The organism is Agrobacterium sp. MCAB5 (genome assembly GCF_052114365.1).
GTDB classification, from domain to species: Bacteria; Pseudomonadota; Alphaproteobacteria; order Rhizobiales; family Rhizobiaceae; genus Agrobacterium; species Agrobacterium tumefaciens.
Genome location: NZ_JBFREP010000005.1, coordinates 226218 through 251253 on the forward strand (window position 1 = coordinate 226218; position 25036 = coordinate 251253).

The following is a 25036-nucleotide window of genomic DNA, read 5'->3' on the forward strand; positions in this document are numbered from 1 at the left end:
GTTATGGTGATTGCAGCCAATTTTTTCGTGTGGGCTGCTTCACACACCCGGCGAGCGAGATTTGAGGGATCGAGCGTCCCATCCGGTCGAGCACGGAGATGGCGTCATTGCGCCGGCGTTAGCTGTGCCAGAGTCGCGTCCAGCCTTTCGCCCTTCATGACCAGTTTGGGGCGCAGCTTCTCCGCCTTTTGCCTGACCGCTTCCAGATTGACGGGCTTGCCGACCTGGATCACACCGATCATCGCCATCATCAGATGCGGCGGGCAATAATAGAGATAGACGCCTTCCTTCTCGACGGTAACGGTGAAGGCCTCATCGAGCTTGCCTTTCCAGGGCGTTACGCCTTCCGGAACGGCATAGGACTGCACGTAATGGCTGGAATTTTGCGGCACGAAGGTGATGGTGTCGCCGGGCTCTGCCTTTACATAGGAAGGCTCAAACACCATGCTGCCGTCCGTGCCGTAATTGAGCATCAGCACCTTGTGTTCGGCAGCAAAGGACGGCGCGACAGAAAAGGTTACGGCCAAAGCCGCGGCAAACGTCATCAAAAATCGTTTCATGCAATTATTCCTTCAAGGGTTTTCAAATGTTCGGGCAGCGGGTCGCCAGCCGGCTGGATGACGGGATTGCCGCGCCTGTCCCGCAAAACTTCCACCGTCACCCCGTAGGTCTCGGAAATGAGTTTCGGCGTGACGATATCTCCCGGCGCGCCGGTCGCCTTCAATGCGCCACCGGAAATCACCAGCAGGTTGTCGGCATATTGGCAGGCGAGGTTGAGATCATGCAGCACGACCAGCGTTACCCAGCCATTGGCGCGGGTTTCCTGCCGCACCAGATCGAGAAGTGCCACCTGATGTTTGAGGTCCAGCGCGCTGACCGGCTCGTCCAGCAGCATCGCCTGCGGCTCGCGCATCAGAACCTGCGCGAAAAGCGCCATCTGCCGCTGCCCGCCGCTGAGGGAGGCGATCTCCCTGCCCGCCAGATGCGCTATGCCCGCCTGATGCAGGCGTGTCATGGCCAGGTCGAGCGTCTCGTCGTCAATATGCAGCGACAGACGCCCGAACCGGCCGAGTGCCACCACCTCCAGCACGCTGAGCGCAATATCGGCCGTGGTGTCCTGCGGCATGTAGGCAAAGCCATCGCGCCACTGCCTTATATACCGCCCCGCCCGCTCCCCGGCCCGAAGACGGCGGTCGCCGAGGCTGATCGAACCGGCAGCAAGTGGCAGATCGCCGAAGATCGCTCTCAGAAGGGTCGTCTTGCCCGTTCCGTTTGGGCCGATGACGGCATGAATATGCCCCGCCTCCAGACGCGCCGACAGCCCTTTCACAACAGTCTGTCCGCCGCGCTCGGCGGAAATCGAATCGAGAACCATCATCGGCCGCGCCTCTTCGGAGCGAAAATCAGCCACATCAGAAACGGCACGCCGACAATGGCCGTGACGATGCCAACCGGGAACAGCGCACCGGGAACGATCGATTTGGAGAGGATCGAGGCGGCCGACAGCATCAGCGCGCCGCTCAGCACCGACATGGGCAGGAAGAAGCGCTGATCCTCGCCCACGGTCATGCGGGCGATATGCGGCGCGACCAGCCCGATAAAACCGATGACGCCGACGAAGCTGGTGGCCGTCGCGGTCATGATGGCGACGATGACGAGAACCTTCATGCGCAGCCAGCGGACATTGATGCCGAGGCTTGCCGCCCGCATCTCCCCCATTCTGAGCGCGGTCAGCTTCCAGCAATCCGCCATCAGCAGGGCGCAGCAGAGGGCGGTCACGGCAGCGGTCAGGCCAAGCGTCGGCCAGGTCGCCTTGGTCAGGCTGCCGAACAGCCAGAAAAGGATCTGCTGGGACAGCTCCGGTGAGGACAGGAACTGGATGAGCGACAGCAGCGACTGAAACAGGAAAAGAAGCGCGATGCCGCCGAGAATGATGGTTTCGGTGGTCATCTGCCGCATGGAGGCCAGCGTGAAGAGAAAAAGTGCTGCGAGCATGGAAAAGACGAACGCGCCCAGCGGAACGGCAATCATGGCATCCAACCCGAGACCGCCAAGCGCCAGTACCAGCGCCGCACCGAAACCGGCCGCTGCGGCCATACCGAGCGTATAGGGGCTCGCCATGGGATTATTGAGCAGGGTCTGCATTTGCGCGCCACCTGCCCCGAGTGCCGCACCGACGGCAAGCGCCATCAACGCCATGGGCAGGCGAAGGCCGCGCACGATGGAATCGGTCATGGCGGCCCGTTCACCAAGGCCGGTCAGCGACTTCACCACTTCGGCGGGCGACAGCAGCGAAGGACCAGTGGCGATATCGAGAACGAGGCTCACCGCCATCAATACGAAGAAGATAGAGACGACACGCCAGCGACGGCGCTCGCGCAGCCGGTGCGCACCGATGGCCTCGGCGTTGCGGGCAGCAATTGTCATGAAAACCTGCCTGAAAGGACTGTCTGGAAAAGCGGACGCCGCAACGGCGGCGTTCGCGATATTTCGCCACTGTGGCGGCGAAGAAAGCACGTTTCCGTGCCGCCCCAGGCAAGCGCGATATCAATCCTTGACGGCGATGGCGAAAGTGCCTTGAGGCGTTACCGGAAGGTACTTCTTGTAATAGCCGAGATAGTTGGCGATCGGATCGACATCCTTGAACTGCTCGGGATATAGCTGCTTTGCGATGTACTGAACCATGGCGAAATCGGAGAGCGTGCGCGACGCACCCTGGTAGACACCGAACAGCTGGCCGTTCTTGATGGCGGGCAATTCGCTCCAGCCCTGACGGGCCTCAAATGCCTTGAGTTTCTCGCCTGCGTCTGCCGCCTTCACCGCCTGTCCCATTGGCAGCGCTGCCGGGTTCTTGTTGTTTTCGCGACCGGAAATGAAGATGGCGTCAGGCTTGGACGCCAGAACCTGTTCTGGATTGATCGGTCCCCACCATTCGACGAAGGGAGCGGCAATGTTGTCGCCGCCAGCCGCCGTGGACATGGCGCCCCACATGTTCTTGCCGTAGGTGAAAGAATATTCGGCCGGGCCCTTGTTGCCGAACTCGACATAGACCTTCGGTTTCGGCTTTCCGGACTTGGCGACCCGGTCAGCGACCTCTTTCAGCGAACCGGCATAGAAGTTGGCAATTTCCTTGCCACGCTTCTCCTGGCCGGTCAGGTCGCCAAAAAGCCGGGTCGAGGCGACGTGCCGCTCGACCGTCTGGGCGTTGTAGTCGACGACGACGACGGGAATGCCCTCTTCTTCCAGACGATCGGCATCGAGACCAAGCGCTTTGTATTGCCAGTCTGCCAGAATCACCAGATCGGGATTGAGGCTCAACACTTTTTCGACCGAGAAAGTCTGCGCTTCCACTTCACCGACATCGGCAATGTCGGCAAGCGAGGCGCGATGCGCGAGGTGCATCTTCCAGTTGGCGGGTACCCAGCCTTCCCAGGCTTCGCGAGAAATGCCGACGACGGAATCATAGGCTTTCTCGCCGCCGACCGCCATGTAGTCCTCGAAGTAGAAACCGAGAACAACGCGCTTTGCTGGAAGGTCAACCTTCACTTCGCGTCCGATGACATCTGTGATGGTCTTTTGTTCAGCCATTACATAAGGGGCGGTAAAGAGAATAGATAAGAGCGATGCGGCAAGGCCGCTCATAAATGATTTTGGGGTCATGATGCGATCCAGAAGTTGAAACAACGTCGCTCTATAAAAGATGATTAAAGGAGTCAACTTAATTGTTGGATTGCATAAGTTACTAATATATAGACAAAAAATGTGATTTCCGACGAACCTTGAGAGGGAGAAATCGGGTCGCCTGATGAAAGACAGGCTGCGTCGTTGAGAACTCAACAGTTAAGAAACCAAGCGTTTGGGCCCCGTCCCGACCGTTGCGCGATCAGAACGGAACGCAAAATCCCGCTTCAGGAGATCGATCAGCAATTTTGCGGATGTTATGCCCGACCGTTTTCAAAACTCGTTTGAAGCAATTGTGAAGTCGTCGGCGATCGACATGTGTTCGACATTTTCCCAGGTCTGGTCCATGGCATAGGTCTCAGACAGATAGGGGATGCCGATATGGCCGTAGCGGACGGAAAGCTGGCTCTCAGCCGCCTTTTCACCGAGATACGCGACGCGGCCGAGATAGAGCGCGGTCGCAAGGCCTGTCCTGTCCGCACCGGACTTGCAATGGATGAGGATGGGTTTCGGCGCATCACGCATGATCGCGACCAACTGGTTCACCTTGGTCATGTCGAGTTCGTGGCGAGCTGACATGCCAAAATCGATATGGGTCAACCCAAGCTCGCGCGAGGTTTTGATCTCATCCTTGTACCAGTCCTCGGATTCATTCTCTCCGCGCAGATTGATGACCGTCTTGATGCCATGGTCCCTGGTATAGCGGACCAGCTGCTCACTGCTTGGCTGGTTGGAGCGGTAAAGCTGCCCTGCCACCACCTCGTGAAAGTTGCCGAGAAGCTGGATAGCAAGGAGATAACCGCCTGCGGCAAGCACAGCAATACCCATGCCCCCAAAGGAGCACTTCCATAATCTTCGCATAATAAATCGGTTCTCTCATTGGACGAGACAACCGATACAGCTGGATTCTGACAGTAGGCTGAAAGTTATGCGACAGTATTGTAAGAGTAGAAAAACTGCGTTTCGTCAGCGCACGAAAACGTAGACCGCATAGATGGCGATGAGCGCTGCGGCCACAGCGGCGGCAATAACACCAAGGCGTTTTTCGATGAAGTGGCGCACCGGTTCACCGTATCTTTGCAGCAACCCGGCGAGGATGAAAAAGCGCGCGCCGCGCGTGACGACAGCCGAGAGAATGAACAGGCCGAGGCTGATATTGGCCGCACCGGAGAGGATGGTGACAACCTTGATCGGCGGCAGATGCGCAAAGCCCGATGTCACCAGCAGGAGAATGATGGTCTCGTAATTTACCGAATTCTTGAGCTGCTCGAAGCTGTCCAGCTTGCCGTAAAATTCCAGAATTGGCCGCGCGATACTCTCGAAAGCATAGTGGCCGAGAAACCAGCCGGCAATGCCACCGAGAACGGAAGCGACCGTTGCCACGAGCGCATAAAACATCGCCTTTTTTGGCTTTGCCAGCACCATGGGCAGGAAAAGCACATCCGCCGGCACAACGAAGACGGAGCTTTCGACGAAGGCCACGATCGCCAGCCACCACACGGCGCTTTTGCGCGCGGCAAGCGCCATCGTCCAGGCATAGATGTTTTTCAGCATTTCATGTCCCCGGGCAAGATCGTTTTAGACCGAAGGCAAGGCGGGAGCCAAGGCATCTCAGTGGCGGTTTGTCAGCGGCGGACGGTCTGACTATCGACCGCCGCCAAATCAGGATTAGAGACAACGCAAGAGAATGGCAAATGTTGGAAGATTTATTTTTTGCGTTGCGGCAAATGAGAAAAACAAACAATTCCAGACCGCAGCGGCGAATGGTTGCTGCGATGCGAAATTTCATCCTCAGGTAGATAAACCGGCCTTTTTGCGGTAGAATAAGGTGTGGCGGAAAGAGGAGGAAATTATCATGGACTATGTAAGCTTCATTACGTCGATCAATCCGGTCATACTGGTCATCCTGCTGATTGTTCTTCTCGTAGGCGCCTACAGCAGCTGGGTTTCCCACTGACAAAGGCGGGCAGCAGCACCGGTCCGAAAAGACGCTGATTTTCCATCGGCGGTAGGCATTCGGCCGGATGAATGTTATCAAACCCGGAGTTAAAGCAACTTCCGGGAAGCCTGATGTCGAACGAATTCGCATTCACTGATACGTCTGAAAAGCTCAGCACCACGCTCGAAAAGCTGATTGGGAAACTGCAAGGTCAGACGATCACATTGCGCGAGCTGATGGAGGCAATCGGCGAACAGGGCCTGCTGCTCATCTGTGCCATAGCTTCCCTGCCCTTTCTCATTCCGGTCTCCATTCCAGGCGTCAGCACCGTGTTTGGCGCAGCGATCATTCTCGTCAGTCTGGCCATCACCCTCAACCGTCTGCCATGGCTGCCGGCCAGGATTCTCGACCGGCAGATGGAAACGGCAAAGCTGGTACCGGCACTGCAGAAAGGCGTCGCCATCGTCTCCAGGCTCGATCGCTTCATCCGCCCGCGCCTTCCGGCGCTGACGGCGGGCATCGTCGCCAATAGAGTGAACGGACTTGCGCTGATGACCGCTGGCGTGTTGCTGATGATGCCGCTTGGCTTCATTCCCTTCTCCAACACCCTGCCTGGCGTCGCCATCCTGCTTTTTTCGGCGGGTATGATCCAGAGGGACGGCGTGACCGTTCTCGGCGGGTATCTGTTTCTCATCCTGACGGCGATTTATTTTGCAGCACTCGCCTATGCCGCCTTCTGGGCCGGACAGGGCCTCAGCAGCTCGATGGGCGGCTGAGCCTTATTGTCCACCTCTATTGCGGGTGTTGCGGCCATTGCGTCGCGATGCCCACCAGACTGCCAGCCGCCGCCGCCTGCGGCGAACCGCCGGCAAATCGTGAGAAAGCACGATAAGACCAAGCGGGACCATCCAGAAACCGAGGATGGGCAAAAACCCGAGCGTTCCGCCCACCACCAGCGCCGAGCCGGTGGCGATCCTGCCGACGCGCGAACGCGGCATGGCAACGCTCCATTTTCCGAGATTGAGACGACCCGTTCTGTGGTCCATTCCAAATTTCATTCCATACTGCCCTTTAACATCTGGCCTGTGGATAATTTTTTCACCGTCGATAAGCCCGGAAAATCGGGACTCCGGCGAGATAAAACAAGATGAATGCGTTTTTTTTGAAAAAAGCGCTTGGCAAATCGGAAAAGCATTTGTATTACCCCGCTCACACCGCGCCAAGCAGCGCACGTTCCCTGGTAGCTCAGCGGTAGAGCATTCGACTGTTAATCGACAGGTCGCCGGTTCGAATCCGGCCCGGGGAGCCATTTTTTCCAAAATATGGCATGACGAGCGAGATGCCGCAGCATTCGCTCTATATCGATCTTGGCATAGGCGCGTAGCTGGGCGTTATTGACCTCAGGTCTTCTTCGCCACACGCTTCGTCGCAGTAGACGCGTTGGTGAGTGCCGGCGGATCACTTGCCGGGAAACTTTCCTCCAGGCTTTCGGTCAGGTCGTCGTCTCTTCGGCTGGTCTCCGCTTTTTGCTCTTTCTGAAGAGATTTTACCGCTGGTGATTTGGCATTTTTTGCCGAAGCCTTATCCGCAGTCACCTTCTTCTGGACCAAGGGCTTGGCGGCAGCGGGTTTCTTCGCGCCATTTTTGCCATTGGTCTTTCCGGTTTCTGTGCTTGCCGAGACCTCCCGTTCCGCCTCCATCCAGTGGCGTTCGTGATGTCCCTCCGGCCTGCCTTCCCTCTCCCATATTGCGCGGGCTTTTTCGCGGATTGCTGCTTCGCGATCATGGTTCATAACGTCCTCCTCTTTGCGTCGCATCGGCTTTGACTGTGCCAATTGAAAAACAGAAATGGCCGGAAATTGTTCCGCGTCCGGAGATTGCGCATGCGCATTTCCCTAAAAAGGGAACCCTACTCACTGCAGGATCGTTTGTCCGGCAGGAACCCGCAGGAGGACCATCCATGAGCGATCCGAAACAGAAGAAAAACGAACCTCTCGATATCAAAGACGAAGATTTGCCGCGTTTCGAAACCGACAGTGAACTCAAATCGAAAGAAAGTGAGATTTACCCCGATGAATCCATAAGCCTGCGCGCACGCCGGCAGGCAGCGCGGCAACACGAGGATGCCTTCATCGTCGCCACAGACCTTGAGGATGACGACCAGCGCGATGCGGCACCCGGCACAAGGGAACAGCCATAGGGGCCTTAAAACGCATAAGGCGGGCCACAGCCCGCCTTTATAAGGATCGTCGTAAAGTTGGTACGGTCTTCAGCGACGCACGGAAACGATGGCCTTGCGGTTGAAGTTCGACACCTGCACCCGGCCGGACTGATTGCCGCCGAGAATTTGCGCTGTCTTGCCGCTCATGCTCTTCAATATTCCGGCGTGATAACCGCGGCCGTTGCGAATGACGACAACATCGCCCGGTTTGGCGGCGGCGACGGGAACGGCATAACCGAATGACGTCCAGGATTTTGCAAATCCGTAGGATTTGGGAGATGCGCGCCCGGCCTTGCTGGCAACGGCATGCAGGAACAGGCCACACCACGGTGTGCTGCGGGGATTTGCCCCAAGAATATTCTTCAGGCTCTTGTTGTTTTTGGATTCATGCAGTCCGGTGTATTTTTCAGCCTGGTTCAGCATGCCAGCGGACGCGGGTGCCACGACTGTAAAAGCCAAGGCAGCGGATAGAATTAACGCGGATACTCTCAAACGTCTCGCCCTTATGTTAGAGGGCGTCCGTGTATTGTGACAATTTAGCGACAATTTGACGAGAAAAGGGCAGAAATCAGACGGCTATTCATGTGGACTGATCTGTCATTGCTTTAAAACAGGCTGCCCTGTGCATCGTCAGCACGGCTGCGGCCGGCATTTTCGAGATCCAGCATGCGTAATTTGGTGTTCGTACCGCCCGGCGCGGAAAAGCCACCCAGCCGGCCGCCAGCCGCCAGAACACGGTGGCAGGGAATGATCAGCGGCACGGGATTTTTCGCCATGGCCTGCCCGACGTCGCGGGCCTTTTCCATGGAGAGGCCCAGCGTTTTTACGATACCGCCATAGGTCGTCGTGCGGCCCCAGCCGATATGCCGTGCCACCTCATAGACATCTAGGAAGAACCGCTCCTGCCCGGCAAGATCGAGTTCCACGGGCGTAAAATCAATCTCTTCACCATCGAAATAGCGGGTAACCATCGCAATCGCCTCACGGGCGCGTGTGTCGGGTACCGCGATGGAAGATGACGGCAGGCGTTTCTGGATAAGTTTCTCGGTTTCACCGGCATCTGTGCTGGGCAATTGCAGACGGGCGATACCGCGCTCTGCCCATGCGAGGCCGCAATGGCCGAGAGCTGTCGGGAAAACAATATAGCCGTAGTGGTTGGTCATTGCCGTATTCATCCGCTTTGCACGCGCACGATGCCATATCCTGCGTTCGACACAACCCGTTTCTGGCGGCGGATAAAACAAGGCCACCCGGCTTTACGGGTGGCCTTTCACATCTCAATCCGGGAACGCTGTCAGGATGCAAGTTTGCCCTGATCTTCCACCTTGTTTCCGGCCTCCAAGAGGCATTGCGCCTGGCGGCTTGCGGTAACGAAGGCGGCGCGCGCAATCTCTCCAGCCACGTCCCCCATCAGCGAGGCGCGGCACAGACGCAGGGCCTGCTCATGCGCCTTGTCACCGCGTTGTGGCCATTCGTGCTGGAGAAAATCGAAGGCCTCGTAAACGCCGTTGAAAATCCGGGGAGCACCGTTTTCCAAGGATATGGTAACAGGCTTTTCCCACTTAACGTCTTTCAGCAACATTGATTGTACTTCCATGCTCTATTAACCAGCGAAAAACGCCGGCTCCTCCAGTTGGTTCCCTTCACTTTTGGTTTCAAGGTCGAAAAAATAGCCCTCGAAAAACCATGTGCCTCCAGCTTTCCATTCTACGCGATTTGAGGAACAAAGCGTTTCAACACTCGTTCAAGCGGAAGTGAACCGGATCCCTTCATGCCAACAAAATCCTCTCCTGTTATCGTCTGGTTCCGCAAGGACTTGCGTCTTGCGGACAATCTCGCCCTTCTCGCAGCGGTGGAGCATGGCGGCCCCGTCATACCGATCTATATCCGTGAGACATCCAGCGGCCCGCTGGGCGGCGCGCAGGAATGGTGGCTTCACCATTCGCTTGCCTCTCTTTCCGCGGCGCTGGAAAAATGCGGCAGCCGTCTACTGCTCAGAAGCGGCAACGCAGAGGAGACGCTGCGCCGGCTTATAGCCGAAACCGGCGCGAATGCAGTCCTCTGGAACCGTCGTTATGAGCCGACCGGCATGGCAACGGACAAGACACTAAAAGAGGCGCTTGGGGACGACGGCCTGACAGTTCGCAGCTTTGCCGGACACCTCCTGCATGAACCATCCCGGGTGCAGACCAAATCCGGCGGTCCCTACCGGGTCTACACGCCCTTCTGGCGGGCTCTGGAGGGCGGCGAGGAGCCACATACGCCGGCGGATGCACCGCAGAGCCTGAAGGCACCTGAGACATGGCCAAAATCGGAGAAACTCGATGATTGGAAGCTTCTGCCGGTCAAACCGGACTGGGCCAGGGGTTTCAGCGAGATATGGACACCCGGCGAAAATGCCGCGCGGGAAAAACTCGATGATTTCATCGATGGTGCCTTGAAGGGTTATGAGGAAGGCCGCGATTTTCCGGCGAAGGACGCCACGTCGCTTCTTGCGCCGCATCTGGCGCTCGGCGAAATATCGCCCGCCGCCGTGTGGCATGCGACGAAGGGGCTATCACGCCATATCGCGTCCAACGATATCAGCCGTTTCCGCAAGGAACTCGTCTGGCGGGAATTCTGCTACCATCTGCTGTTCCACTTTCCCGAGCTGGACGAGAAAAACTGGAACGACAGTTTCGACGCCTTCGGCTGGCGGGACGATGAGACATCCTTCAACGCCTGGACGCGTGGCCTGACGGGTTATCCGATCGTGGATGCCGGCATGCGGCAATTGTGGAAACATGGCACCATGCACAACCGGGTGCGCATGATAGTTGCATCCTTCCTCATCAAACATCTACTTATCGACTGGCGCAAAGGCGAGAAGTGGTTCCGGGATACGCTTGTTGATGCCGATCCGGCCTCCAACGCCGCCAACTGGCAGTGGGTGGCGGGTTCGGGCGCGGACGCCTCGCCGTTCTTCCGCATTTTCAACCCCATATTGCAGGGGGAGAAATTCGATGCCGAGGGAGACTACGTGCGCCGCTTCGTGCCGGAGCTTGAAAAGCTTGAGCGAAAATACATCCACAAGCCGTTTGAAGCACCGAAAGAGGTGCTTAAAAAGGCGGGTATCGAGCTCGGCAAGACCTATCCCCTGCCGATCGTCGACCATGGGAAGGCACGGGAAAGAGCACTTGCATCCTACGCCGCAGTGAAGAACAACGCATAAAATTGGGTATCGGCAAAATTTTGCGTGGCGAAGCCTAAGGCGGGAAGATAATTTCTTGCCTTGAGGCGGTTGTAACGGGACATAACGGCACCTAATTTCCGCTCAGACAAGAAGGCTCAATCATGACCATTCATCCCTCTGCGCTCAGTGCTATCGGCAACACGCCGCTTATCCGTCTGAAAGCTGCCTCTGAAGCGACGGGGTGTGAAATCCTCGGCAAGGCGGAGTTTCTCAATCCCGGCCAATCGGTAAAGGATCGCGCCGCGCTTTACATCATCCGCGATGCGGAACGGCGCGGACAGCTGCGGCCGGGCGGCACCATCGTGGAAGGCACGGCAGGCAATACCGGCATAGGCCTGTCGCTGGTGGCCAATGCGCTCGGCTACAAGACTGTCATCGTCATTCCTGAGACGCAAAGCCAGGAAAAGAAGGATGCGCTGAAGCTTCTCGGCGCAAAGCTGGTCGAGGTTCCGGCGGCACCCTATTCCAACCCGAACAATTACGTGAAGGTTTCCGGCCGCCTGGCAAAACAGCTGGCCGCGACGGATGAAAACGGCGCGATCTGGGCCAACCAGTTCGACAATATCGCCAACCGTCAGGCCCATATTGAGACAACGGCACCGGAAATATGGGACCAGACGGACGGCAAGGTCGATGGTTTCATTTGCTCCGTCGGTTCCGGCGGAACGCTTGCGGGCGTGGCTGACGGCCTGCGCGATTTCAATCCCGATATAAAGATCGGCCTTGCCGACCCTGAGGGCGCCGCCCTCTACGAATTTTACAAGCATGGCGTCCTGAAGTCGGAAGGCTCCTCTATCACCGAGGGCATCGGCCAGGGGCGCATCACCGCAAATCTGGAAGGCTTCGCGCCGGATTTCTCCTATCGTATTTCGGATGCGGAAGCCCTGCCGGTGCTGTTCGATCTGGTCACGAAAGAGGGTCTTTGCCTCGGTGGCTCCTCCGGCATCAACATTGCCGGCGCAATCCGCCTTGCCCGCGAGCTTGGTCCGGGGCATACAATCGTGACGATACTTTGCGACTACGGTAATCGTTATCAGTCGAAGCTGTTCAATCCGGATTTCCTGCGCTCCAAGGGGCTTCCGGTTCCCCAGTGGCTGGCAACGAAAAGCGAGATTGCGGTTCCGTACGAAACCGTTTGAGGACATGCCGAAATGCCTGTGAATGCCCTGTTCCGTGACGATTTTTATCTTTCCACCGCAGAAGCGATCGTCACGGCGGTGCATGAGGATGGCGGCATCGAGCTCGACCAGACCTGCTTTTACGCCACGTCCGGCGGCCAGCCGGGCGACAGCGGCTTTCTCGAGCGGGCCGATGGTTCGCGCATCGAACTCGGCATTACCAAAAATGGCGCCGACAAGAGCGTTATCATCCATGTGCCGCTGGAAGGTCAGCCTTCCCCCGAAGTCGGTGAAAAACTGACCCTGCACGTAGACTGGCCGCGCCGTTACAAGCTGATGCGCATGCACACGGCCTGCCATCTGCTATCAGTCGTCTGCCAGTGGCCAATCACAGGTGCTGCCGTCGGCGAAGACGAATCGCGCGTCGATTTCGACATGTCGGAAACCATCGACAAGGATGAAGTGACGGCAAAGCTGATGGAACTGGTGAAAGCCAACCATCCCGTTTTCCTGCAATGGATTACCGACGAAGAACTTCAGGCCAATCCGGGCATCGTCAAATCCAAGAATGTGCGCCCGCCAATCGGCCTTGGCCGGGTCAGCCTTGTCTGCATCGGCGAAAATTCTACCATCGACAGCCAGCCCTGCGGCGGCACCCATGTTTCCGAAACGCAGGAAGTGGGCGATATTCACATTGCCAAGATAGAAAAGAAGGGCAAGGAGAACAGGCGGTTCCGCATTCGTTTCGGCACGCCTGAAGCTGCTGCCTGAAATCAGGAGAGACATCGTGAGCACGGATAAGAGCCGTTTCGTCGTTTCGGCGGACTGGGTAGAAAAGCAGCTCGGCACGGCCGGGTTTCGTCTCGTTGATGCCTCGTGGTATCTGCCGGCGCATAAACGCAACGGTGCGGAAGAATTTGCGGCGGGTCACCTGCCCGGTGCCGTGTTCTTCGATCAGGACAAGATCGCCGATCATGCAACCGGATTGCCGCATTCCCTGCCCTCGCCGGAGTTCTTTGCGGAACAGGCGGGAGAGCTTGGCCTCAGCGACACCGATACCATCGTGGTCTATGATGGCCCCGGTTTCTTTTCCGCACCGCGCGTGTGGTGGATGCTGCGGGTGATGGGCGTGCGCAAGGCCTACGTGCTGGATGGCGGTCTTGACGGCTGGAAGCGCGAAGGCCGGCCGCTAGAAACCGGCACGCCGGAAATCGAGCCTGCCACCTTCACACCCGATTTCAACGAAAAGCGCGTGACCTCGCTATCGACCATGCGCGGCATCGTTGACAGTGGTGAAAAGCAGATTGCCGATGCCCGCGGCGCGGGACGTTTCACCGGCGACGAGGCCGAGCCGCGTGCCGGCATGCGTTCGGGCCATATGCCTGGTGCTCGCAGCCTGCCCGCCACCGCATTTTCCGAGAACGGCCACTTCAAGGACCTCACCGCCATCCGCAAGATGGTGGCGGATGCCGGTATCGATCTTGGCAAGCCTGTGGTGACGAGCTGCGGCTCGGGCGTTACCGCCGCCGTCATTACGCTGGCGCTGGAATCGCTCGGCCACCAGGATAATTCGCTCTATGACGGTTCGTGGTCGGAATGGGGTGGACTGGAAGACACGCCTGTTGTCACCGGCCCTGCCGAACCTCTTCCCGTGGTGTCACATGGGCCGTTGAAGGCGCATGTCACGCAGCTTGAAATGACGGCGCCGCCGAAGGTCAGCCTTGCTATCCCCGTCAACATCCAGACGGCACTGATGCGGGTCACCGATATTCCCCTGCACTTCTACCGCTACATGTACTGGCGGGTGGGAAAACGTTGGCACTGGCAGAAACGCATGCGCATGAGCGATGCGGAACTGTCCGCCGTCCTCAAGGACCCGAAGAACAGCGTTACCGTCCTTTATATGAACGGTGCACCCGCCGGTTTCTTCGAGCTGAACAAGGCAAGCGACGAGGTAACCGAGCTTTCCTATTTCGGGCTTCTCGAAGAGGCAATCGGTGCTGGCGTCGGCAAGTGGTTCCTGTTGCAGGCGCTTTACGCCGCCTGGCAGGACAATCCGAAGCGCGTGACGGTGACCACCAACACGCTTGACCATCCCCGCGCGCTGCAACTCTACCAGATGATGGGATTTTCGCCTGTTGGTACCTATGAGGCCTGGGTAGAGCCGCTGTCCGATACGGAGCTTCTGGAAATCTCGCTGCGCAACTGAGTTCGTCACGTCGGGGATGGCCCGCGCTATTCCCCGACTGTAGAGCAGATCCGACTACTCCTCCCTCATTCCTGTGCTTGTCACAGGAATGAGGGAGTGGGAGGCAACCGCGTATGATACCATTGTGCAGTTTGCGACTCAGGCTTTATCGATAATCAAATGGGTCGCGCCCTCACCCGCCGAGGTCCCGGTGCAGCGATAACCAAGCGCAGGCAAATCCAGCCCCTCGAACAGGTTTTCGCCCTTGCCGAGAAAGACCGGGGCCAGCGCCAGATGCAGTTCGTCGATCATGCTTCCGGCCATATATTGCCGAATGGTTGAAACGCCGCCGCCGATCCGGACGTCCCTGCCGTTTGCCGCCTCCAACGCGATGTCGAGGGCGGCCTTGATGCCCGTGTTGACGAAATGGAACACGGTGCCGCCCTTCATCGCAAAGGAGGCGCGCGCATGGTGCGTCAGCACGAAAACCGGCACGTGATAAGGCGGCTCTTCCCCCCACCAGCCCTTCCAGTGTTCATCCGGCCAAGCACCGCGGATAGGGCCGAACATGTTGCGGCCCAAGATCCAGGCGCCGATATTTTCGAAACTCTTCTCGGAAAACTGCTCGTCCGTGCCGGTCGAGCCGCCTTGCTTGCCGAACATGCGGTGAAAGGTGCGGGTCTTGAACGCCCATTGATGCAGGGTTTCGCCATTCACACCCAGCGGGTTCTGAAGACTTTGATCCGGCCCGGCACCATATCCGTCAATCGAAATGGCGAAATTTCGAACGACAACCTTCGGCATGGCAATATCCTCCCGTTTCAAGAGGACAGGTTGCCGTGCATCCGGTAACTGGCCTCAGATTTCTCTTTCCAGAGTGACGGCCGTCGGGGTATGCCCGCCGGCGGAACCTTTGTCTTCGGTAACGCTGTTGAGGAGATGATCGGCAATCAGCTCCGCCTGGAATTTACCCAGCTCGTAGCAATAGGTGATCTCACGTTTTTCGGCCGACCAGTAGACATCGGGACGCCCGCAGGACTTCGCCGTCAACTTGACCTCGCCTTTCAAGCCGTAAACGCCGAAACTGCGGCTGATAAGATCGAGAACCTTCGATTCCTTGACCATGATGGCGTAAGGTTCCAGCTCCGGATCGCGCGGCGGCACGTAGCTCACAGTAAATCTGGATGGTGTCTGCGCGCGGTGGGGCGTCAGAAAATCTTCCCACGCCGATGCGATACGCGGATAGGCGGCGCCACATTTGGCAAATTCGTCATTGGCGAGCCCCATCATGGTGGCAAGATCGCCATAGCCGTCCTTGTCGCGGCCGACCATCAGGCAGGCCATGTTGCGATCACGGCTCCTGTCGGGAACAAGCGCCGAAAACACCGGTGCTTCGTGCTGGGGCAAAGCCTCCGTCTCGCGCGCCAGATACCAGCTGTCGGTAGCGTTGACGAGTGCGGTATCAAGCCATTCCTCGTTGGCCTGAAGGATGAGCGTGCCCGCCAGCTGATCGGCAGGTGCTTGCGCGCTGCCGGTCTCCGGCGCGCCGAAATCCGAGATCAGCATGCGTGCACCTTCGTGATAAAGCGAGAAGATCGCATTGCCGATGACGAAATTGACCGCTTGCTGGAGCTGATCGTCGGACAGGCCATCGAGACCGGAGGCGACCTGCGCCTGCGTGTCGATCGGAACCGTCAAAGAAACGAAAGCCAGCGGAACAGCGGCCAGAAAACGACGGAACATAAAATCAGACCTTCCGGGATCGAGGAGCGCCACTGATTCCCGATGCTAACGAGTCACGCAATGGGCTGGTTGCATCACCCGTCAAGAATCGGGTGGATAGAGGTCTGTTTCGGGATCATAGCTGCAAAGAAGCAACGCCGATCCCAACAGAAGGACCTCGCCATGACCGATCTCGTCTTTACAGCAATGCCGGCTAAGGAAGCTGAGGCTTTCCGGGCGGGAGCCGCCGACGCCTATGGCAACCCGCCGGAAAAGGCCGTTTCTCCAGGCGGCATGCCGTGCCGCCATTGCCTTTCCCAGATTAATGAAGGCGAAGGAATGCTGATCCTCGCCTACCGGCCCTTCCCTTCGCTCCAGCCCTATGCGGAAACGGGGCCAGTCTTTCTTCACGCTGAGGCCTGTGAGCACTATCCGCAGACGGATGCCCTTCCCCCGATGCTTAACAGCCCCGATTATATCGTTCGCGGCTATGGCACTGACGACCGCATCGTCTACGGCACCGGAGCGGTGACGGCGACGGACGAAATCCTTTCACGCGCAACGCATCTTCTGGAGAGGGCAGACGTCGCTTATGTGCATGTGCGCTCCGCCCGCAACAATTGCTACCAGTGCCGTATCGACACAGCATAATCGCGCGATTACTTGCAATTTTAAGCAAACGGCTAAACGGCTCTCAAACTTTCTACGTCATGATGCAAGCATCGGAAACAATTGATTTGAGTAGCGAAATGGCAAACAACCTCAATATGGCGACCCGCACTGCGACCCGTAGCAAGACCCGGATCTACGCGACCGTGCACTATTTCAGCCAGTCGACCCGAGGCCGCGTGGTGGACCTGTCCGCCACCGGCATGGCGCTGGAACTGGACGGACCTTTCGCTGCCGCCAAGGGAAGCCGGGTGAAGGTGCAGAGTGAAGATCTGGGTTTCATCGAGGGTGTCGTGCAATGGCAGCACATGAACCGGCTCGGCCTGCAACTCAAGCTTTCCACCAACACGCTGGCACAACTGTCGTCTTATTTCCGCTTCTTCCACGAAGAAGTAAAACCGACTCTCGCCCGCTAAGCAGACGTTTCCGACAAGGGGAATGCGCAGACCGGACATAGCGCATTCCCGAAGCGCGCCATGCGCGCGCGGCCACCTTGTGACAAAAAATTTATCAAACGGTTGAAAACTGGCCTGTCCGTCACGCGCTTGTCATTTTGATGATGGACTCCTCGGGGATTGCTTCTACCTTGTCGTTTTCCTGACAGAGCAAGCTTCATACGAAGGAGTTCCCATGTCGTCGCTTCTCGCTCTCCACCCCATCACTCGCCGTTCGCTTCTGGGTGGCATCGCCGCCTCTTCGGCTCTGGTGCTGTTGCATCCCTTCGCCGCGCGCGCCGCAGCCAACCAGGCGCATCTGCGCATCATGGAAACGACTGACATCCACGTTCACGTCTTTCCCTATGATTATTACGCCGACAAACCGAACGACACGATGGGTCTGGCGCGCACCGCTTCGATCATCGGCGCCATCCGTGCCGAGGCCGGAAACTCGATGCTGGTGGACAATGGCGACTTCCTGCAGGGCAATCCGCTCGGCGATTACATCGCCTATGAGCGCGGCATGAAGGCCGGCGACAAGCATCCCGTCATCAACGCCATGAATGTCCTTGGCTATGATTGTGGCACGCTTGGCAACCACGAATTCAATTACGGCCTCGACTATATGTCCAATACGCTGGCGGGCGCCGGTTTCCCTTATGTCTGCGCCAATCTCACCAAGGGTCAGCTGGCTTCCGATCCCAAGCAGGATGAGCTGTTCTTCAAGCCTTACGTCATCCTCGAGAAACAGATCCGCGATGGTGCAGGCGTAACCAGCCCGGTCAAGGTCGGCATCATCGGTTTCGTGCCACCGCAGATCATGATGTGGGATTCCAAGAATCTGGAGGGCAAGGCCCAGACGCGCGATATCGTCCAGGCGGCTAAAGCCTGGGTTCCGGTCATGAAGGAAGAAGGTGCCGATATCGTCATCGCGCTTTCCCATTCCGGCATCGATGGCAAGGGCCAGACCGATCGCATGGAAAACGCCTCGCTTTATCTGGCGGGCGTGGAAGGCATTGACGCCATCTTCACTGGTCACCAGCATCTGGTCTTCCCCGGTCCGAAGACATGGGACGGCATCGAGGGTGCGGATGCGGTCAAGGGTACGCTGATGGGCAAGCCGGCCGTGATGGCCGGTTTCTGGGGCTCCCATATGGGCCTCATTGACCTTCTGCTCGAAAAGGACGGCAAAAGCTGGAAGATCGTCGATTTCACCTCCGAGGCCCGGCCGATCTACCACCGCGACGACAATCGCAAGGTCGTTGCAGATGTCACGGACAAGCCTGAGGTCATAGCCGCCGCCAAGGCAGATCACGAAGCGGCGCTCGCCTATGTGCGTCGCCCGGTCGGCAAGACGTCGGCGCCACTCTATTCCTACTTCGCGCTGGTGGCCGACGACCCGTCCGTGCAGATCGTCTCCAATGCCCAGACGTGGTACATCAAGGACATGCTGAAGGAAGGGCAATATAAGGATCTGCCCGTGCTTTCGGCAGCAGCGCCCTTCAAGTCTGGCGGTCGCGGTGGTGCGGATTATTACACCGATGTCCCTGCCGGTGACATCGCCATCAAGAACGTCGCCGATCTCTACCTCTACCCCAACACGGTGCAGGCGGTGCTGATCAACGGTGCGCAGGTGAAGAACTGGCTGGAAATGTCCGCCGGCATGTTCAACACGGTCGAGGCCGGCGCAAAGGATGCGCCGCTCCTAAACGCGGATTTCCCGTCCTATAATTTCGACGTCATCGACGGTGTCACCTACCAGATCGACATTTCCAAACCGGCAAAGTTCGACAAGGACGGCAAGGCCGTCAATCCCGACAGCAACCGCATCGTCAATCTGCAATTCGACGGCAAGCCGATCGACCCCGAGCAGAAATTCGTGGTGGCGACCAACAATTACCGTGCAAGCGGCGGCGGAAAATTCCCCGATATCGCCGCCGACAAGGTGATTTTCGTGGCGCCCGACACCAACCGCGACGTGATCGTGCGCTATATTATCGATCAGGGCACCATTAACCCGTCGGCGGATGCCAACTGGTCCTTCGCCCCGGTTGCCAATACGACCGCCATCTTCGAGACTGGTCCGAAGGGTCGCAATTACGCGGCTGACATCAAGGGCGCAAAAATCGAGGATGCCGGCGACGGCGCCGAAGGTTTCGCAAAGTTCCGCCTCGTTCTCTAGAGCTTGCAGCCCTCCCGGCGTTTCATCGGCCGGGAGGGCATTTACTCAATTGCGGTCACTCACGATACGCAACAGCAGTGGCAGTTCCGGCGGTGGCTTTTGCTCGATGCGTTGATAGTCGCTGCCATCGCGGTTACGACGGATGAGCCGGAGACCCGCCATGTCACGCCGCAGCATCGCGGCATCTCCAAACAGATGCAGACCATCGAGAAAGCTGCTGAATTCGCGCTCTGAGAAACTGCGACCGGCTGGGATTCTTGCCCAAAGATACCAGAGGCACAGTTCCTGCTGGGAGCGGCGGGCCGGCCACTGCACCAATCTACCGGCAGCATCGAAAGTCCGCGCGGTCTTCAGCACCCTGCCCTCATTGGCAGGCATTGTCTCCGGTCGTGTCTGCGGTGGCGGCGAGCCACTTGCTACGGGTGGCGTGCGCGCGGCGCGCAGATGCTGAAAGTTGCGAAACCCGGCAGCCCGGCTCAGGAGATTGAGCATCTCCACATGGCTTGGCTGGCGGTCCAGCCTGCCGATTTGTTCGCGTAGCGATTTGGCAAAGGTGGAGAGGTCGGCGATATCAATGGAAAAGATCGAACGTGGCATGACTTACCCTCGAGTGCCATTCCGAAGAGGTGTCGCTGATCGCCGGCTTCCGACTAGGCACGGGATAAGTGCTGTCAATCTTTCAAAATGCAGGTTTAGCTTCCCTTGCGGGACGGCGATGCCTCGGTGAACTGCTGACCGTGTTTCCTGTATAAGGCAGGCCATTCACCTTCGTCAATTGGTCACTCAATCAACCCATGTCACTCGGCGGCGACAGAAATAGTCCGCTGTTTGCCTCCGGCAATTATCCTGTTGAAATCCTTCTGGTTCGGGCATGCCGACAGACGCTGCTGAAAGGCCGTGGCAAGCCACTGGCCAGCGGGACCGGCGGGTGAATCCACCCGGCGCAGCGCAAAGATCGGATATTCGCCCTGCTCATAAGCTTCAAGATCAAGTGCCTTCAGGCTGCCATTGGTCAGGTCGTTGCGCACGATCGATGCGGGCAGACCGCCCCAGCCGAGACCGCCCTTGATGAGCTGGTATTTCGTGGCAATGTCGCTGACCCGCCATGTCTTGTAGGACAGCACGTTGAAATCGCGCCCCTTGGTCAGCCCCGACGCATCGGTGACGACGAGCTGGACCTCCTCGCGGACATCGCCCAGAACCAGCGGCCTCTCGATCTGTGCCAGTGGATGATCGGCGGCGACGACCGGCAGCATGAAGGAATGGCCGACCTTTTCGACGACGAGTTCGTCATCCTGGCGCAACAGCGCCCCGCCGATGCCAATCCCAGCCTTGCGGGAGAGCACCATATCCATAACCATGCCCAACTCACCCACATTGAGGCTGAGGGTAACGGTGGGGAATTCCTTGCGAAAATCGCGAAGCACCGCAACGACGGCTTCCGCCGGTACCATGGTGCTGATGGCGACAGAAAGCTCGGCCTCCAGCCCCTGCTTCAAACCCTTGGCGCGCGCACGCATTTCCTGCAGACCGGCCACGATGCGCCTTGCATCTTCCAGCATGGCGCGACCCTCGTCCGTCAATCGAGGCTGGCGTACGCCATTGCGCTCGAACAGGCTGACTTCAAGCTGCGCCTCGAGATTGGCGATGGTGTAGCTGACAACAGACTGGGCGCGATTGAGCGCCCGTGACGCGGCAGAGAAACTTCCGGTTTCGGCAACCGTCAAAAACACCTGCAATTGGTCGAGCGTCGGGTTCGCGTCCATGTTCCATCCATTTCATCGATAGGTCGCTTCCACATTATCACAGTTTTCTTGATGGCATCAATTGGTCATATAGGGGGCAAAGGAAGGGCATCGTGCTCTCCCGCCCTCCCAAGGCGCCCGTCAATTCATCGCTTATGCAAGGAAAGACCATGTCCAACATTCTGCTCATCACCTCCAGCCCGCGTGGCGACGAGTCGGTTTCCAACAAGTTTTCCGGCGAACTCGCAAACAAGCTGAAGGCCAAGTCGGCTTCCAACACCCTTGTCCACCGCGATCTTGCTGCCGACCCCATTCCGCATCTCGACACCGTCAAAACCGCTGCGATCCGCAAGGCTCCAGACCAGCGCACGGCTGAAGAAGCGGTTGCAGCCGATTATTCCGACAAGCTGGTTGCAGAGCTTATGGCCGCCGACACTGTCGTCATCGGCACCGGCCTCATCAACTTCAATATCTATTCCGGCCTGAAGTCGTGGATCGACAACGTCGCCCGCGCTGGCCAGACCTTCAAGTACACAGAAACCGGCCCGGTTGGTCTTGCCACCGGCAAGAAGGTCTACATCGTGCTGGCCGCCGCCGGCGTTTATTCCGAAGGCCCGGCTGTGTCGATGAACCACGCCGTTCCCTACCTCAAGACCGTTCTTGGCTTCATGGGCATGACGGATGTTGAAGTGATCTATGTCGAAGGTCTGGCATTTGGCCCGGAAGCCGTTGAGAAGGCTGTTGCGGCAGCCGAAGCAAAGGTTGCCGAACTGGCGCAGGCCGCCTGAGGCGCCATTTGACACGTGGTGATGCCGGCTCGATCGCCGGTATCAGCCGACCCACATTCCGTAACGGCCGTGCACCTGATCGCGGCCGTTATTTTTTGCCGCATAGAGCCGCGCATCGGCTTCCGATAGCAGCGCGCGGAAAAGCTGCCCGTCCTCGAAAGCCGTGGCGACGCCGATGCTGACAGTCAGCGGCGAACCGTCTGGCCGTTGCAGATCCTTCAATATCGCCGTCCGCAGACCTGCTGAAAAGGCAAGTGCCCCCTCATGGGTCATCGTCGGCAACAGGGCCACGAACTCCTCGCCGCCGAACCGGTAGAGATGGCCGTGCGGTTGCACGATGCGTTTCAGAACGGCGGCGAATTCCCGCAATATCTCATCGCCCTGCAAATGCCCAAAGGTGTCGTTGACGGTCTTGAAGTGATCGATATCGACGATCAGCACGCTGACGGGACGTTTCTTTTCCAGACATTCCACGACGACGGACGGCGCATCGAGTTCCATGCGGGCGCGGTCAGACACACCGGTCAGCATGTCGCGGCCAGACCGGGACAGAAGCTCCTCGTAGCGTTCCCTGAAGGTGAGGTCGTTGAAGACATCGGCAACGCTGCGGCGCGTCAGGAAGCGGCCTTTCGCCGCCGTCAGCTTCAGATAAATGGCAAAGAGCAGAGCATAGATGGCAACGGCCACCATCTTCGCTTTCCAGCCATCGTAAAAGACATCGACCGGCGCGTTCAGCATATATCGCAACGCCGCGTAAAAGCCTGCCTGATCCAGGCTCAAAATCACCACGCCACAGATTGCAAAGCGCAGGACAATATGGCGCTGCAAATAGCGTCCCAGCTTTTCGTAAAACAGGATGATGGCGATGGCGTCGATATAAAGCAGGCTGGTTCCCCAGACCATCAGCACGCCCATCTCATCCAGAAATCCGGTATCTACCGACTGTCCGGGGACAATTGCCACCGTCGGATGGAAGCGGATGATCTGCACCATGATGATGGTGAGTATATTGCCGAGAAACAGGCCGTAGATCGGCTGGCGGACGACTGCCGCATCCTCGCGCATATAGAGCATGAGGATCATCATCAGTTTGCCGGCAAAAAGGATCGAGGAGCCGGGTGATACCACGCCAAAGGGCAGCTCGACGTAAAAGACCGCCGCCAGGTAGGTTTCCAGGAAATGCATGACGCCAAGCGCGGTGAGAAAAACACCGATGCCGAGAATATGCCGGTAATGAAGGAATGCCGTCATTACCGAAAAATAGACTATGGCTTCCGCCACGAAGAGGGCCAGATTTGCCCATTGCATCGGCATACGCCCTATCGATCCACATCGCGCCGGTTCATCGGCGCGACTTCATGCCCTCTGAAGACGATAGGCCGAAGCAACCAACGGAATCTTAATGTCCAGCAGAAGAAACCGCCATCATTTTCCTGGGAAGAGCGATGCACCGTTCTGGTCGATGATCAGCTTTGCCTTGCGGATGGTGAACTCAACCGCATCGTCCATGCTGGTGAAGACATCGGCGCGCACGAATTCATGCACGAGCGTGTCCTCGCCGTCCTTTTTCTCGATGCGGCCCGCCAAACGGAACTGGCCGCCTTCCTTCAGCGGCGTCGCATAGATCAGATAGTCTCCATGCACATGCGGTTCCGACTGCGCTGCCTTCTGCGGCGCATCCGCGGACTGGCCGGAGCCGAAGGCCGAAAGGATTTTGGAAAAAAACGATGCCATGGCTTTCACTCCCTTAATCTGTCTCGCATTTCGAAGGGCGGATATGCTCCGCCCTTCCCCGTCGCTCTTATCCCGATCAGATGATCAGGTTCGACAGGATCTCGTTTTCGGTAATATCCTCATAGCCGAGGCCCGCAGCCTCGAAGCGCTCCAGAAGCCCTGCGAAGTTTTCCTGCGCGTTGGTTTCGATGCCGATCAGGATCGAACCGAAATTGCGGGCCGATTTCTTCAGATACTCGAAACGGGCGATATCGTCGTCCGGGCCAAGCAGATTGAGGAAATCGCGCAGCGCGCCGGGGCGCTGCGGCAGGCGCAGAATGAAGTATTTCTTCACGCCGGTGTAACGCATGGCGCGTTCCTTGACGTCAGGCAGGCGCTCGAAATCGAAATTGCCGCCGGAGACGACGACGATAACCGTCTTGCCTTCCAGTTTCTCGCGGCCGAGCTTCTCCAGCGCGGCAATGGACAGCGCACCCGCTGGCTCCAGCACCACGCCTTCGAGGTTCAGCATCTCGATGATGGTCACGCAAATGGCGTTTTCGGGGATGAGCAAAACCTGCTCGGCCGGAAAATCCTTCAGCGCCTGAAAGTTGAGATCGCCGATGCGGGCAACGGCGGCGCCGTCGACGAAATTGTCGACCTTGGGGAGCGTTACCGCTTCGCCGCACTCAAGGCTCCTTTTCAGGCTCGGAGCGCCTTCCGGCTCGCAGAACACGAAGTTGCCCTTTTCAACGGTGCCCGCCAGAAAGCCGGTAAGGCCTGCCGAAAGCCCGCCGCCGCCAACCGGCATGACAACCATATCCGGTTTGGTGCCTTCGGGAAGCTGGTCCATGATTTCGGCAGCAACCGTCGCCTGGCCTTCGATGATATCCTGATGGTCGAAGGGCGGCACCATGTAGGCGTCATTGTCTTCGACGTATTTGCGCGCGGCGGCGTAACATTGGTCGAAAATATCGCCCACCAGACGGATGCTGATGAATTCACCACCGAAGATACGGGTCTTGTCGATCTTCTGCTGCGGCGTGGTCACCGGCATGAAAACAACACCGTGAACGCCGAAATGGCGGCAGGCGAAAGCAAAGCCCTGCGCATGGTTGCCGGCCGAAGCACAGACAAAAACCTTGTCCTTGCCAGCCTTCGCAACAGCCTTGCGGAGAAAGTTGAATGCGCCTCTAATCTTGTAGGAACGAACCGGAGACAGATCCTCACGCTTCAGCCAAATCGACGCGCCATACCGACGGCTGAGATGTTCATTCAACTGCAACGGCGTTTCCGGGAATATCTCCCGCACTTCCCGCCGCGCTGCCTCCACAAGCTGCTTGTCCACGATTGTCAATCCATTGAAATTCATAATGGCACCCGCTATGCCATAGGAAGGCG

28 protein-coding genes and 1 tRNA gene are annotated in these 25036 nt (G+C 58.1%); 11 read left to right on the forward strand and 18 right to left on the reverse strand.

All coding sequences use genetic code 11. The annotated features are described in order from the left end of the window. Positions 1-104 precede the first annotated feature (104 nt). The 6 genes from AB4Z23_RS14290 to AB4Z23_RS14315 form a co-directional block, all read right to left on the reverse strand. On the reverse strand, positions 105-560 hold the full coding sequence (locus AB4Z23_RS14290) for a pseudoazurin (protein ID WP_421476438.1): 456 nt from the start codon (positions 558-560) through the stop codon (positions 105-107). After that, a complete protein-coding gene (locus AB4Z23_RS14295) occupies positions 557-1378 on the reverse strand; it encodes an ABC transporter ATP-binding protein (protein WP_421476440.1) in 822 nt (273 codons plus the stop codon). Before AB4Z23_RS14295 ends, AB4Z23_RS14290 begins: the two co-directional genes overlap by 4 nt. Beyond that, positions 1375-2427, reverse strand: a complete 1053-nt coding sequence (locus AB4Z23_RS14300; protein WP_065704973.1) for a FecCD family ABC transporter permease — start codon at positions 2425-2427, stop codon at positions 1375-1377. The genes AB4Z23_RS14295 and AB4Z23_RS14300 overlap by 4 nt, the downstream gene beginning before the upstream one ends. Before the next feature lie 120 nt (positions 2428-2547). Next, complete coding sequence (locus tag AB4Z23_RS14305; RefSeq protein WP_421476503.1) at positions 2548-3642, reverse strand: ABC transporter substrate-binding protein; 1095 nt, start codon at positions 3640-3642, stop codon at positions 2548-2550. A gap of 312 nt (positions 3643-3954) precedes the next feature. Beyond that, positions 3955-4509 carry a dual specificity protein phosphatase family protein gene (locus AB4Z23_RS14310; RefSeq protein ID WP_003512595.1) on the reverse strand — a complete coding sequence of 185 codons (555 nt, stop codon included), beginning with the start codon at positions 4507-4509 and terminating at the stop codon, positions 3955-3957. Between the two features lie 138 nt (positions 4510-4647). Then, positions 4648-5235 carry a YqaA family protein gene (locus AB4Z23_RS14315; protein WP_003512594.1) on the reverse strand — a complete coding sequence of 196 codons (588 nt, stop codon included), beginning with the start codon at positions 5233-5235 and terminating at the stop codon, positions 4648-4650. A gap of 516 nt (positions 5236-5751) precedes the next feature. Between AB4Z23_RS14315 and AB4Z23_RS14320 the strand changes: the two genes are divergently transcribed. Then, a complete protein-coding gene (locus AB4Z23_RS14320; RefSeq protein ID WP_003512591.1) occupies positions 5752-6396 on the forward strand; it encodes an exopolysaccharide biosynthesis protein in 645 nt (214 codons plus the stop codon). Between the two features lie 3 nt (positions 6397-6399). Here the strand turns inward: AB4Z23_RS14320 and AB4Z23_RS14325 are convergent, their stop codons facing one another. Next, the gene (locus AB4Z23_RS14325) at positions 6400-6678 is read right to left on the reverse strand and encodes a hypothetical protein (protein ID WP_013635921.1); all 279 of its coding nucleotides are present in this window, start codon (positions 6676-6678) and stop codon (positions 6400-6402) included. 176 nt (positions 6679-6854) lie between these two features. Between AB4Z23_RS14325 and AB4Z23_RS14330 the strand changes: the two genes are divergently transcribed. Beyond that, positions 6855-6929 (forward strand) — tRNA-Asn (locus AB4Z23_RS14330). 91 nt (positions 6930-7020) lie between these two features. On the opposite strand, the gene AB4Z23_RS14335 is transcribed toward AB4Z23_RS14330, so the two are convergent. Beyond that, a complete protein-coding gene (locus AB4Z23_RS14335) occupies positions 7021-7413 on the reverse strand; it encodes a DUF2934 domain-containing protein (RefSeq protein ID WP_065688224.1) in 393 nt (130 codons plus the stop codon). Positions 7414-7580: 167 nt separating this feature from the next. Here AB4Z23_RS14335 and AB4Z23_RS14340 point away from each other — a divergent pair, with 167 nt between their 5' ends. Then, complete coding sequence (locus AB4Z23_RS14340) at positions 7581-7820, forward strand: hypothetical protein (protein ID WP_013635919.1); 240 nt, start codon at positions 7581-7583, stop codon at positions 7818-7820. 69 nt (positions 7821-7889) lie between these two features. On the opposite strand, the gene AB4Z23_RS14345 is transcribed toward AB4Z23_RS14340, so the two are convergent. The 3 genes from AB4Z23_RS14345 to AB4Z23_RS14355 form a co-directional block, all read right to left on the reverse strand. After that, positions 7890-8333, reverse strand: a complete 444-nt coding sequence (locus tag AB4Z23_RS14345; protein WP_025593218.1) for a TIGR02594 family protein — start codon at positions 8331-8333, stop codon at positions 7890-7892. Between the two features lie 113 nt (positions 8334-8446). Then, the gene (locus AB4Z23_RS14350) at positions 8447-9004 is read right to left on the reverse strand and encodes a methylated-DNA--[protein]-cysteine S-methyltransferase (RefSeq protein ID WP_065704975.1); all 558 of its coding nucleotides are present in this window, start codon (positions 9002-9004) and stop codon (positions 8447-8449) included. A gap of 131 nt (positions 9005-9135) precedes the next feature. After that, positions 9136-9423, reverse strand: coding sequence for a DUF982 domain-containing protein (locus AB4Z23_RS14355; protein WP_003512562.1), 288 nt, complete (start codon positions 9421-9423; stop codon positions 9136-9138). 189 nt (positions 9424-9612) lie between these two features. Here AB4Z23_RS14355 and AB4Z23_RS14360 point away from each other — a divergent pair, with 189 nt between their 5' ends. The 4 genes from AB4Z23_RS14360 to sseA all read left to right on the forward strand — a co-directional run bounded on the left by AB4Z23_RS14360 (position 9613) and on the right by sseA (position 14400). Next, complete coding sequence (locus AB4Z23_RS14360) at positions 9613-11052, forward strand: cryptochrome/photolyase family protein (protein WP_065661108.1); 1440 nt, start codon at positions 9613-9615, stop codon at positions 11050-11052. Between the two features lie 122 nt (positions 11053-11174). Further along, positions 11175-12212: a cysteine synthase A gene (locus AB4Z23_RS14365; RefSeq protein WP_003512558.1), complete on the forward strand. Its 1038-nt coding sequence runs from the start codon at positions 11175-11177 to the stop codon at positions 12210-12212. A 12-nt stretch (positions 12213-12224) separates the two neighbouring features. Next, positions 12225-12962, forward strand: a complete 738-nt coding sequence (locus tag AB4Z23_RS14370; RefSeq protein ID WP_003512557.1) for an alanyl-tRNA editing protein — start codon at positions 12225-12227, stop codon at positions 12960-12962. A 16-nt stretch (positions 12963-12978) separates the two neighbouring features. Next, positions 12979-14400 carry a 3-mercaptopyruvate sulfurtransferase gene (gene sseA / locus AB4Z23_RS14375; RefSeq protein WP_025593211.1) on the forward strand — a complete coding sequence of 474 codons (1422 nt, stop codon included), beginning with the start codon at positions 12979-12981 and terminating at the stop codon, positions 14398-14400. A 138-nt stretch (positions 14401-14538) separates the two neighbouring features. On the opposite strand, the gene AB4Z23_RS14380 is transcribed toward sseA, so the two are convergent. Both AB4Z23_RS14380 and AB4Z23_RS14385 read right to left on the reverse strand, forming a co-directional pair. Continuing rightward, the gene (locus AB4Z23_RS14380; RefSeq protein WP_441360292.1) at positions 14539-15183 is read right to left on the reverse strand and encodes a dihydrofolate reductase family protein; all 645 of its coding nucleotides are present in this window, start codon (positions 15181-15183) and stop codon (positions 14539-14541) included. A 54-nt stretch (positions 15184-15237) separates the two neighbouring features. Further along, on the reverse strand, positions 15238-16122 hold the full coding sequence (locus tag AB4Z23_RS14385) for a DUF4344 domain-containing metallopeptidase (RefSeq protein WP_013635909.1): 885 nt from the start codon (positions 16120-16122) through the stop codon (positions 15238-15240). A 162-nt stretch (positions 16123-16284) separates the two neighbouring features. Between AB4Z23_RS14385 and AB4Z23_RS14390 the strand changes: the two genes are divergently transcribed. The 3 genes from AB4Z23_RS14390 (at position 16285) to AB4Z23_RS14400 (ending at position 19389) form a co-directional block, all read left to right on the forward strand. Beyond that, complete coding sequence (locus tag AB4Z23_RS14390; protein WP_111799001.1) at positions 16285-16752, forward strand: DUF1203 domain-containing protein; 468 nt, start codon at positions 16285-16287, stop codon at positions 16750-16752. Positions 16753-16850: 98 nt separating this feature from the next. Further along, the gene (locus AB4Z23_RS14395) at positions 16851-17186 is read left to right on the forward strand and encodes a PilZ domain-containing protein (protein WP_019565441.1); all 336 of its coding nucleotides are present in this window, start codon (positions 16851-16853) and stop codon (positions 17184-17186) included. A gap of 214 nt (positions 17187-17400) precedes the next feature. Continuing rightward, positions 17401-19389 carry a bifunctional 2',3'-cyclic-nucleotide 2'-phosphodiesterase/3'-nucleotidase gene (locus tag AB4Z23_RS14400; RefSeq protein WP_141193683.1) on the forward strand — a complete coding sequence of 663 codons (1989 nt, stop codon included), beginning with the start codon at positions 17401-17403 and terminating at the stop codon, positions 19387-19389. Between the two features lie 45 nt (positions 19390-19434). Here AB4Z23_RS14400 and AB4Z23_RS14405 read toward each other — a convergent pair whose 3' ends face one another. Both AB4Z23_RS14405 and AB4Z23_RS14410 read right to left on the reverse strand, forming a co-directional pair. Further along, positions 19435-19986 carry a DUF2087 domain-containing protein gene (locus AB4Z23_RS14405; protein ID WP_121556521.1) on the reverse strand — a complete coding sequence of 184 codons (552 nt, stop codon included), beginning with the start codon at positions 19984-19986 and terminating at the stop codon, positions 19435-19437. 200 nt (positions 19987-20186) lie between these two features. Beyond that, complete coding sequence (locus AB4Z23_RS14410; protein ID WP_013635904.1) at positions 20187-21155, reverse strand: LysR family transcriptional regulator; 969 nt, start codon at positions 21153-21155, stop codon at positions 20187-20189. Between the two features lie 149 nt (positions 21156-21304). Here AB4Z23_RS14410 and AB4Z23_RS14415 point away from each other — a divergent pair, with 149 nt between their 5' ends. Then, entirely contained in the window at positions 21305-21922 is a 618-nt protein-coding gene (locus AB4Z23_RS14415; RefSeq protein ID WP_003512545.1) for an FMN-dependent NADH-azoreductase, read from the forward strand. 42 nt (positions 21923-21964) lie between these two features. Here the strand turns inward: AB4Z23_RS14415 and AB4Z23_RS14420 are convergent, their stop codons facing one another. From AB4Z23_RS14420 to ilvA, 3 genes are all read right to left on the reverse strand, one after another. Further along, positions 21965-23230: a GGDEF domain-containing protein gene (locus AB4Z23_RS14420; RefSeq protein ID WP_025593206.1), complete on the reverse strand. Its 1266-nt coding sequence runs from the start codon at positions 23228-23230 to the stop codon at positions 21965-21967. A 117-nt stretch (positions 23231-23347) separates the two neighbouring features. Continuing rightward, a complete protein-coding gene (locus AB4Z23_RS14425; RefSeq protein WP_421476452.1) occupies positions 23348-23656 on the reverse strand; it encodes an HlyU family transcriptional regulator in 309 nt (102 codons plus the stop codon). A gap of 76 nt (positions 23657-23732) precedes the next feature. Then, complete coding sequence (gene ilvA, locus AB4Z23_RS14430) at positions 23733-25007, reverse strand: threonine ammonia-lyase (RefSeq protein WP_441360293.1); 1275 nt, start codon at positions 25005-25007, stop codon at positions 23733-23735. Between the last annotated feature and the right edge of the window lie 29 nt (positions 25008-25036).

What these genes read in the sequence shown, in the direction of transcription:
- AB4Z23_RS14290 (WP_421476438.1), bottom strand. Translation starts at nt 560, where the DNA reads ATGAAACGATTTTTGATGACGTTTGCCGCGGCTTTGGCCGTAACCTTT.
- AB4Z23_RS14295 (WP_421476440.1), bottom strand. Translation starts at nt 1,378, where the DNA reads ATGATGGTTCTCGATTCGATTTCCGCCGAGCGCGGCGGACAGACTGTT.
- AB4Z23_RS14300 (WP_065704973.1), bottom strand. Translation starts at nt 2,427, where the DNA reads ATGACAATTGCTGCCCGCAACGCCGAGGCCATCGGTGCGCACCGGCTG.
- AB4Z23_RS14305 (WP_421476503.1), bottom strand. Translation starts at nt 3,642, where the DNA reads ATGAGCGGCCTTGCCGCATCGCTCTTATCTATTCTCTTTACCGCCCCT.
- AB4Z23_RS14310 (WP_003512595.1), bottom strand. Translation starts at nt 4,509, where the DNA reads ATGGGTATTGCTGTGCTTGCCGCAGGCGGTTATCTCCTTGCTATCCAG.
- AB4Z23_RS14315 (WP_003512594.1), bottom strand. Translation starts at nt 5,235, where the DNA reads ATGCTGAAAAACATCTATGCCTGGACGATGGCGCTTGCCGCGCGCAAA.
- AB4Z23_RS14320 (WP_003512591.1), top strand. Translation starts at nt 5,752, where the DNA reads ATGTCGAACGAATTCGCATTCACTGATACGTCTGAAAAGCTCAGCACC.
- AB4Z23_RS14325 (WP_013635921.1), bottom strand. Translation starts at nt 6,678, where the DNA reads ATGAAATTTGGAATGGACCACAGAACGGGTCGTCTCAATCTCGGAAAA.
- AB4Z23_RS14335 (WP_065688224.1), bottom strand. Translation starts at nt 7,413, where the DNA reads ATGAACCATGATCGCGAAGCAGCAATCCGCGAAAAAGCCCGCGCAATA.
- AB4Z23_RS14340 (WP_013635919.1), top strand. Translation starts at nt 7,581, where the DNA reads ATGAGCGATCCGAAACAGAAGAAAAACGAACCTCTCGATATCAAAGAC.
- AB4Z23_RS14350 (WP_065704975.1), bottom strand. Translation starts at nt 9,004, where the DNA reads ATGACCAACCACTACGGCTATATTGTTTTCCCGACAGCTCTCGGCCAT.
- AB4Z23_RS14355 (WP_003512562.1), bottom strand. Translation starts at nt 9,423, where the DNA reads ATGTTGCTGAAAGACGTTAAGTGGGAAAAGCCTGTTACCATATCCTTG.
- AB4Z23_RS14360 (WP_065661108.1), top strand. Translation starts at nt 9,613, where the DNA reads ATGCCAACAAAATCCTCTCCTGTTATCGTCTGGTTCCGCAAGGACTTG.
- AB4Z23_RS14365 (WP_003512558.1), top strand. Translation starts at nt 11,175, where the DNA reads ATGACCATTCATCCCTCTGCGCTCAGTGCTATCGGCAACACGCCGCTT.
- AB4Z23_RS14370 (WP_003512557.1), top strand. Translation starts at nt 12,225, where the DNA reads ATGCCTGTGAATGCCCTGTTCCGTGACGATTTTTATCTTTCCACCGCA.
- AB4Z23_RS14380 (WP_441360292.1), bottom strand. Translation starts at nt 15,183, where the DNA reads ATGCCGAAGGTTGTCGTTCGAAATTTCGCCATTTCGATTGACGGATAT.
- AB4Z23_RS14385 (WP_013635909.1), bottom strand. Translation starts at nt 16,122, where the DNA reads ATGTTCCGTCGTTTTCTGGCCGCTGTTCCGCTGGCTTTCGTTTCTTTG.
- AB4Z23_RS14390 (WP_111799001.1), top strand. Translation starts at nt 16,285, where the DNA reads ATGACCGATCTCGTCTTTACAGCAATGCCGGCTAAGGAAGCTGAGGCT.
- AB4Z23_RS14395 (WP_019565441.1), top strand. Translation starts at nt 16,851, where the DNA reads ATGGCAAACAACCTCAATATGGCGACCCGCACTGCGACCCGTAGCAAG.
- AB4Z23_RS14400 (WP_141193683.1), top strand. Translation starts at nt 17,401, where the DNA reads ATGTCGTCGCTTCTCGCTCTCCACCCCATCACTCGCCGTTCGCTTCTG.
- AB4Z23_RS14405 (WP_121556521.1), bottom strand. Translation starts at nt 19,986, where the DNA reads ATGCCACGTTCGATCTTTTCCATTGATATCGCCGACCTCTCCACCTTT.
- AB4Z23_RS14410 (WP_013635904.1), bottom strand. Translation starts at nt 21,155, where the DNA reads ATGGACGCGAACCCGACGCTCGACCAATTGCAGGTGTTTTTGACGGTT.
- AB4Z23_RS14415 (WP_003512545.1), top strand. Translation starts at nt 21,305, where the DNA reads ATGTCCAACATTCTGCTCATCACCTCCAGCCCGCGTGGCGACGAGTCG.
- AB4Z23_RS14420 (WP_025593206.1), bottom strand. Translation starts at nt 23,230, where the DNA reads ATGCAATGGGCAAATCTGGCCCTCTTCGTGGCGGAAGCCATAGTCTAT.
- AB4Z23_RS14425 (WP_421476452.1), bottom strand. Translation starts at nt 23,656, where the DNA reads ATGGCATCGTTTTTTTCCAAAATCCTTTCGGCCTTCGGCTCCGGCCAG.
- ilvA (WP_441360293.1), bottom strand. Translation starts at nt 25,007, where the DNA reads ATGAATTTCAATGGATTGACAATCGTGGACAAGCAGCTTGTGGAGGCA.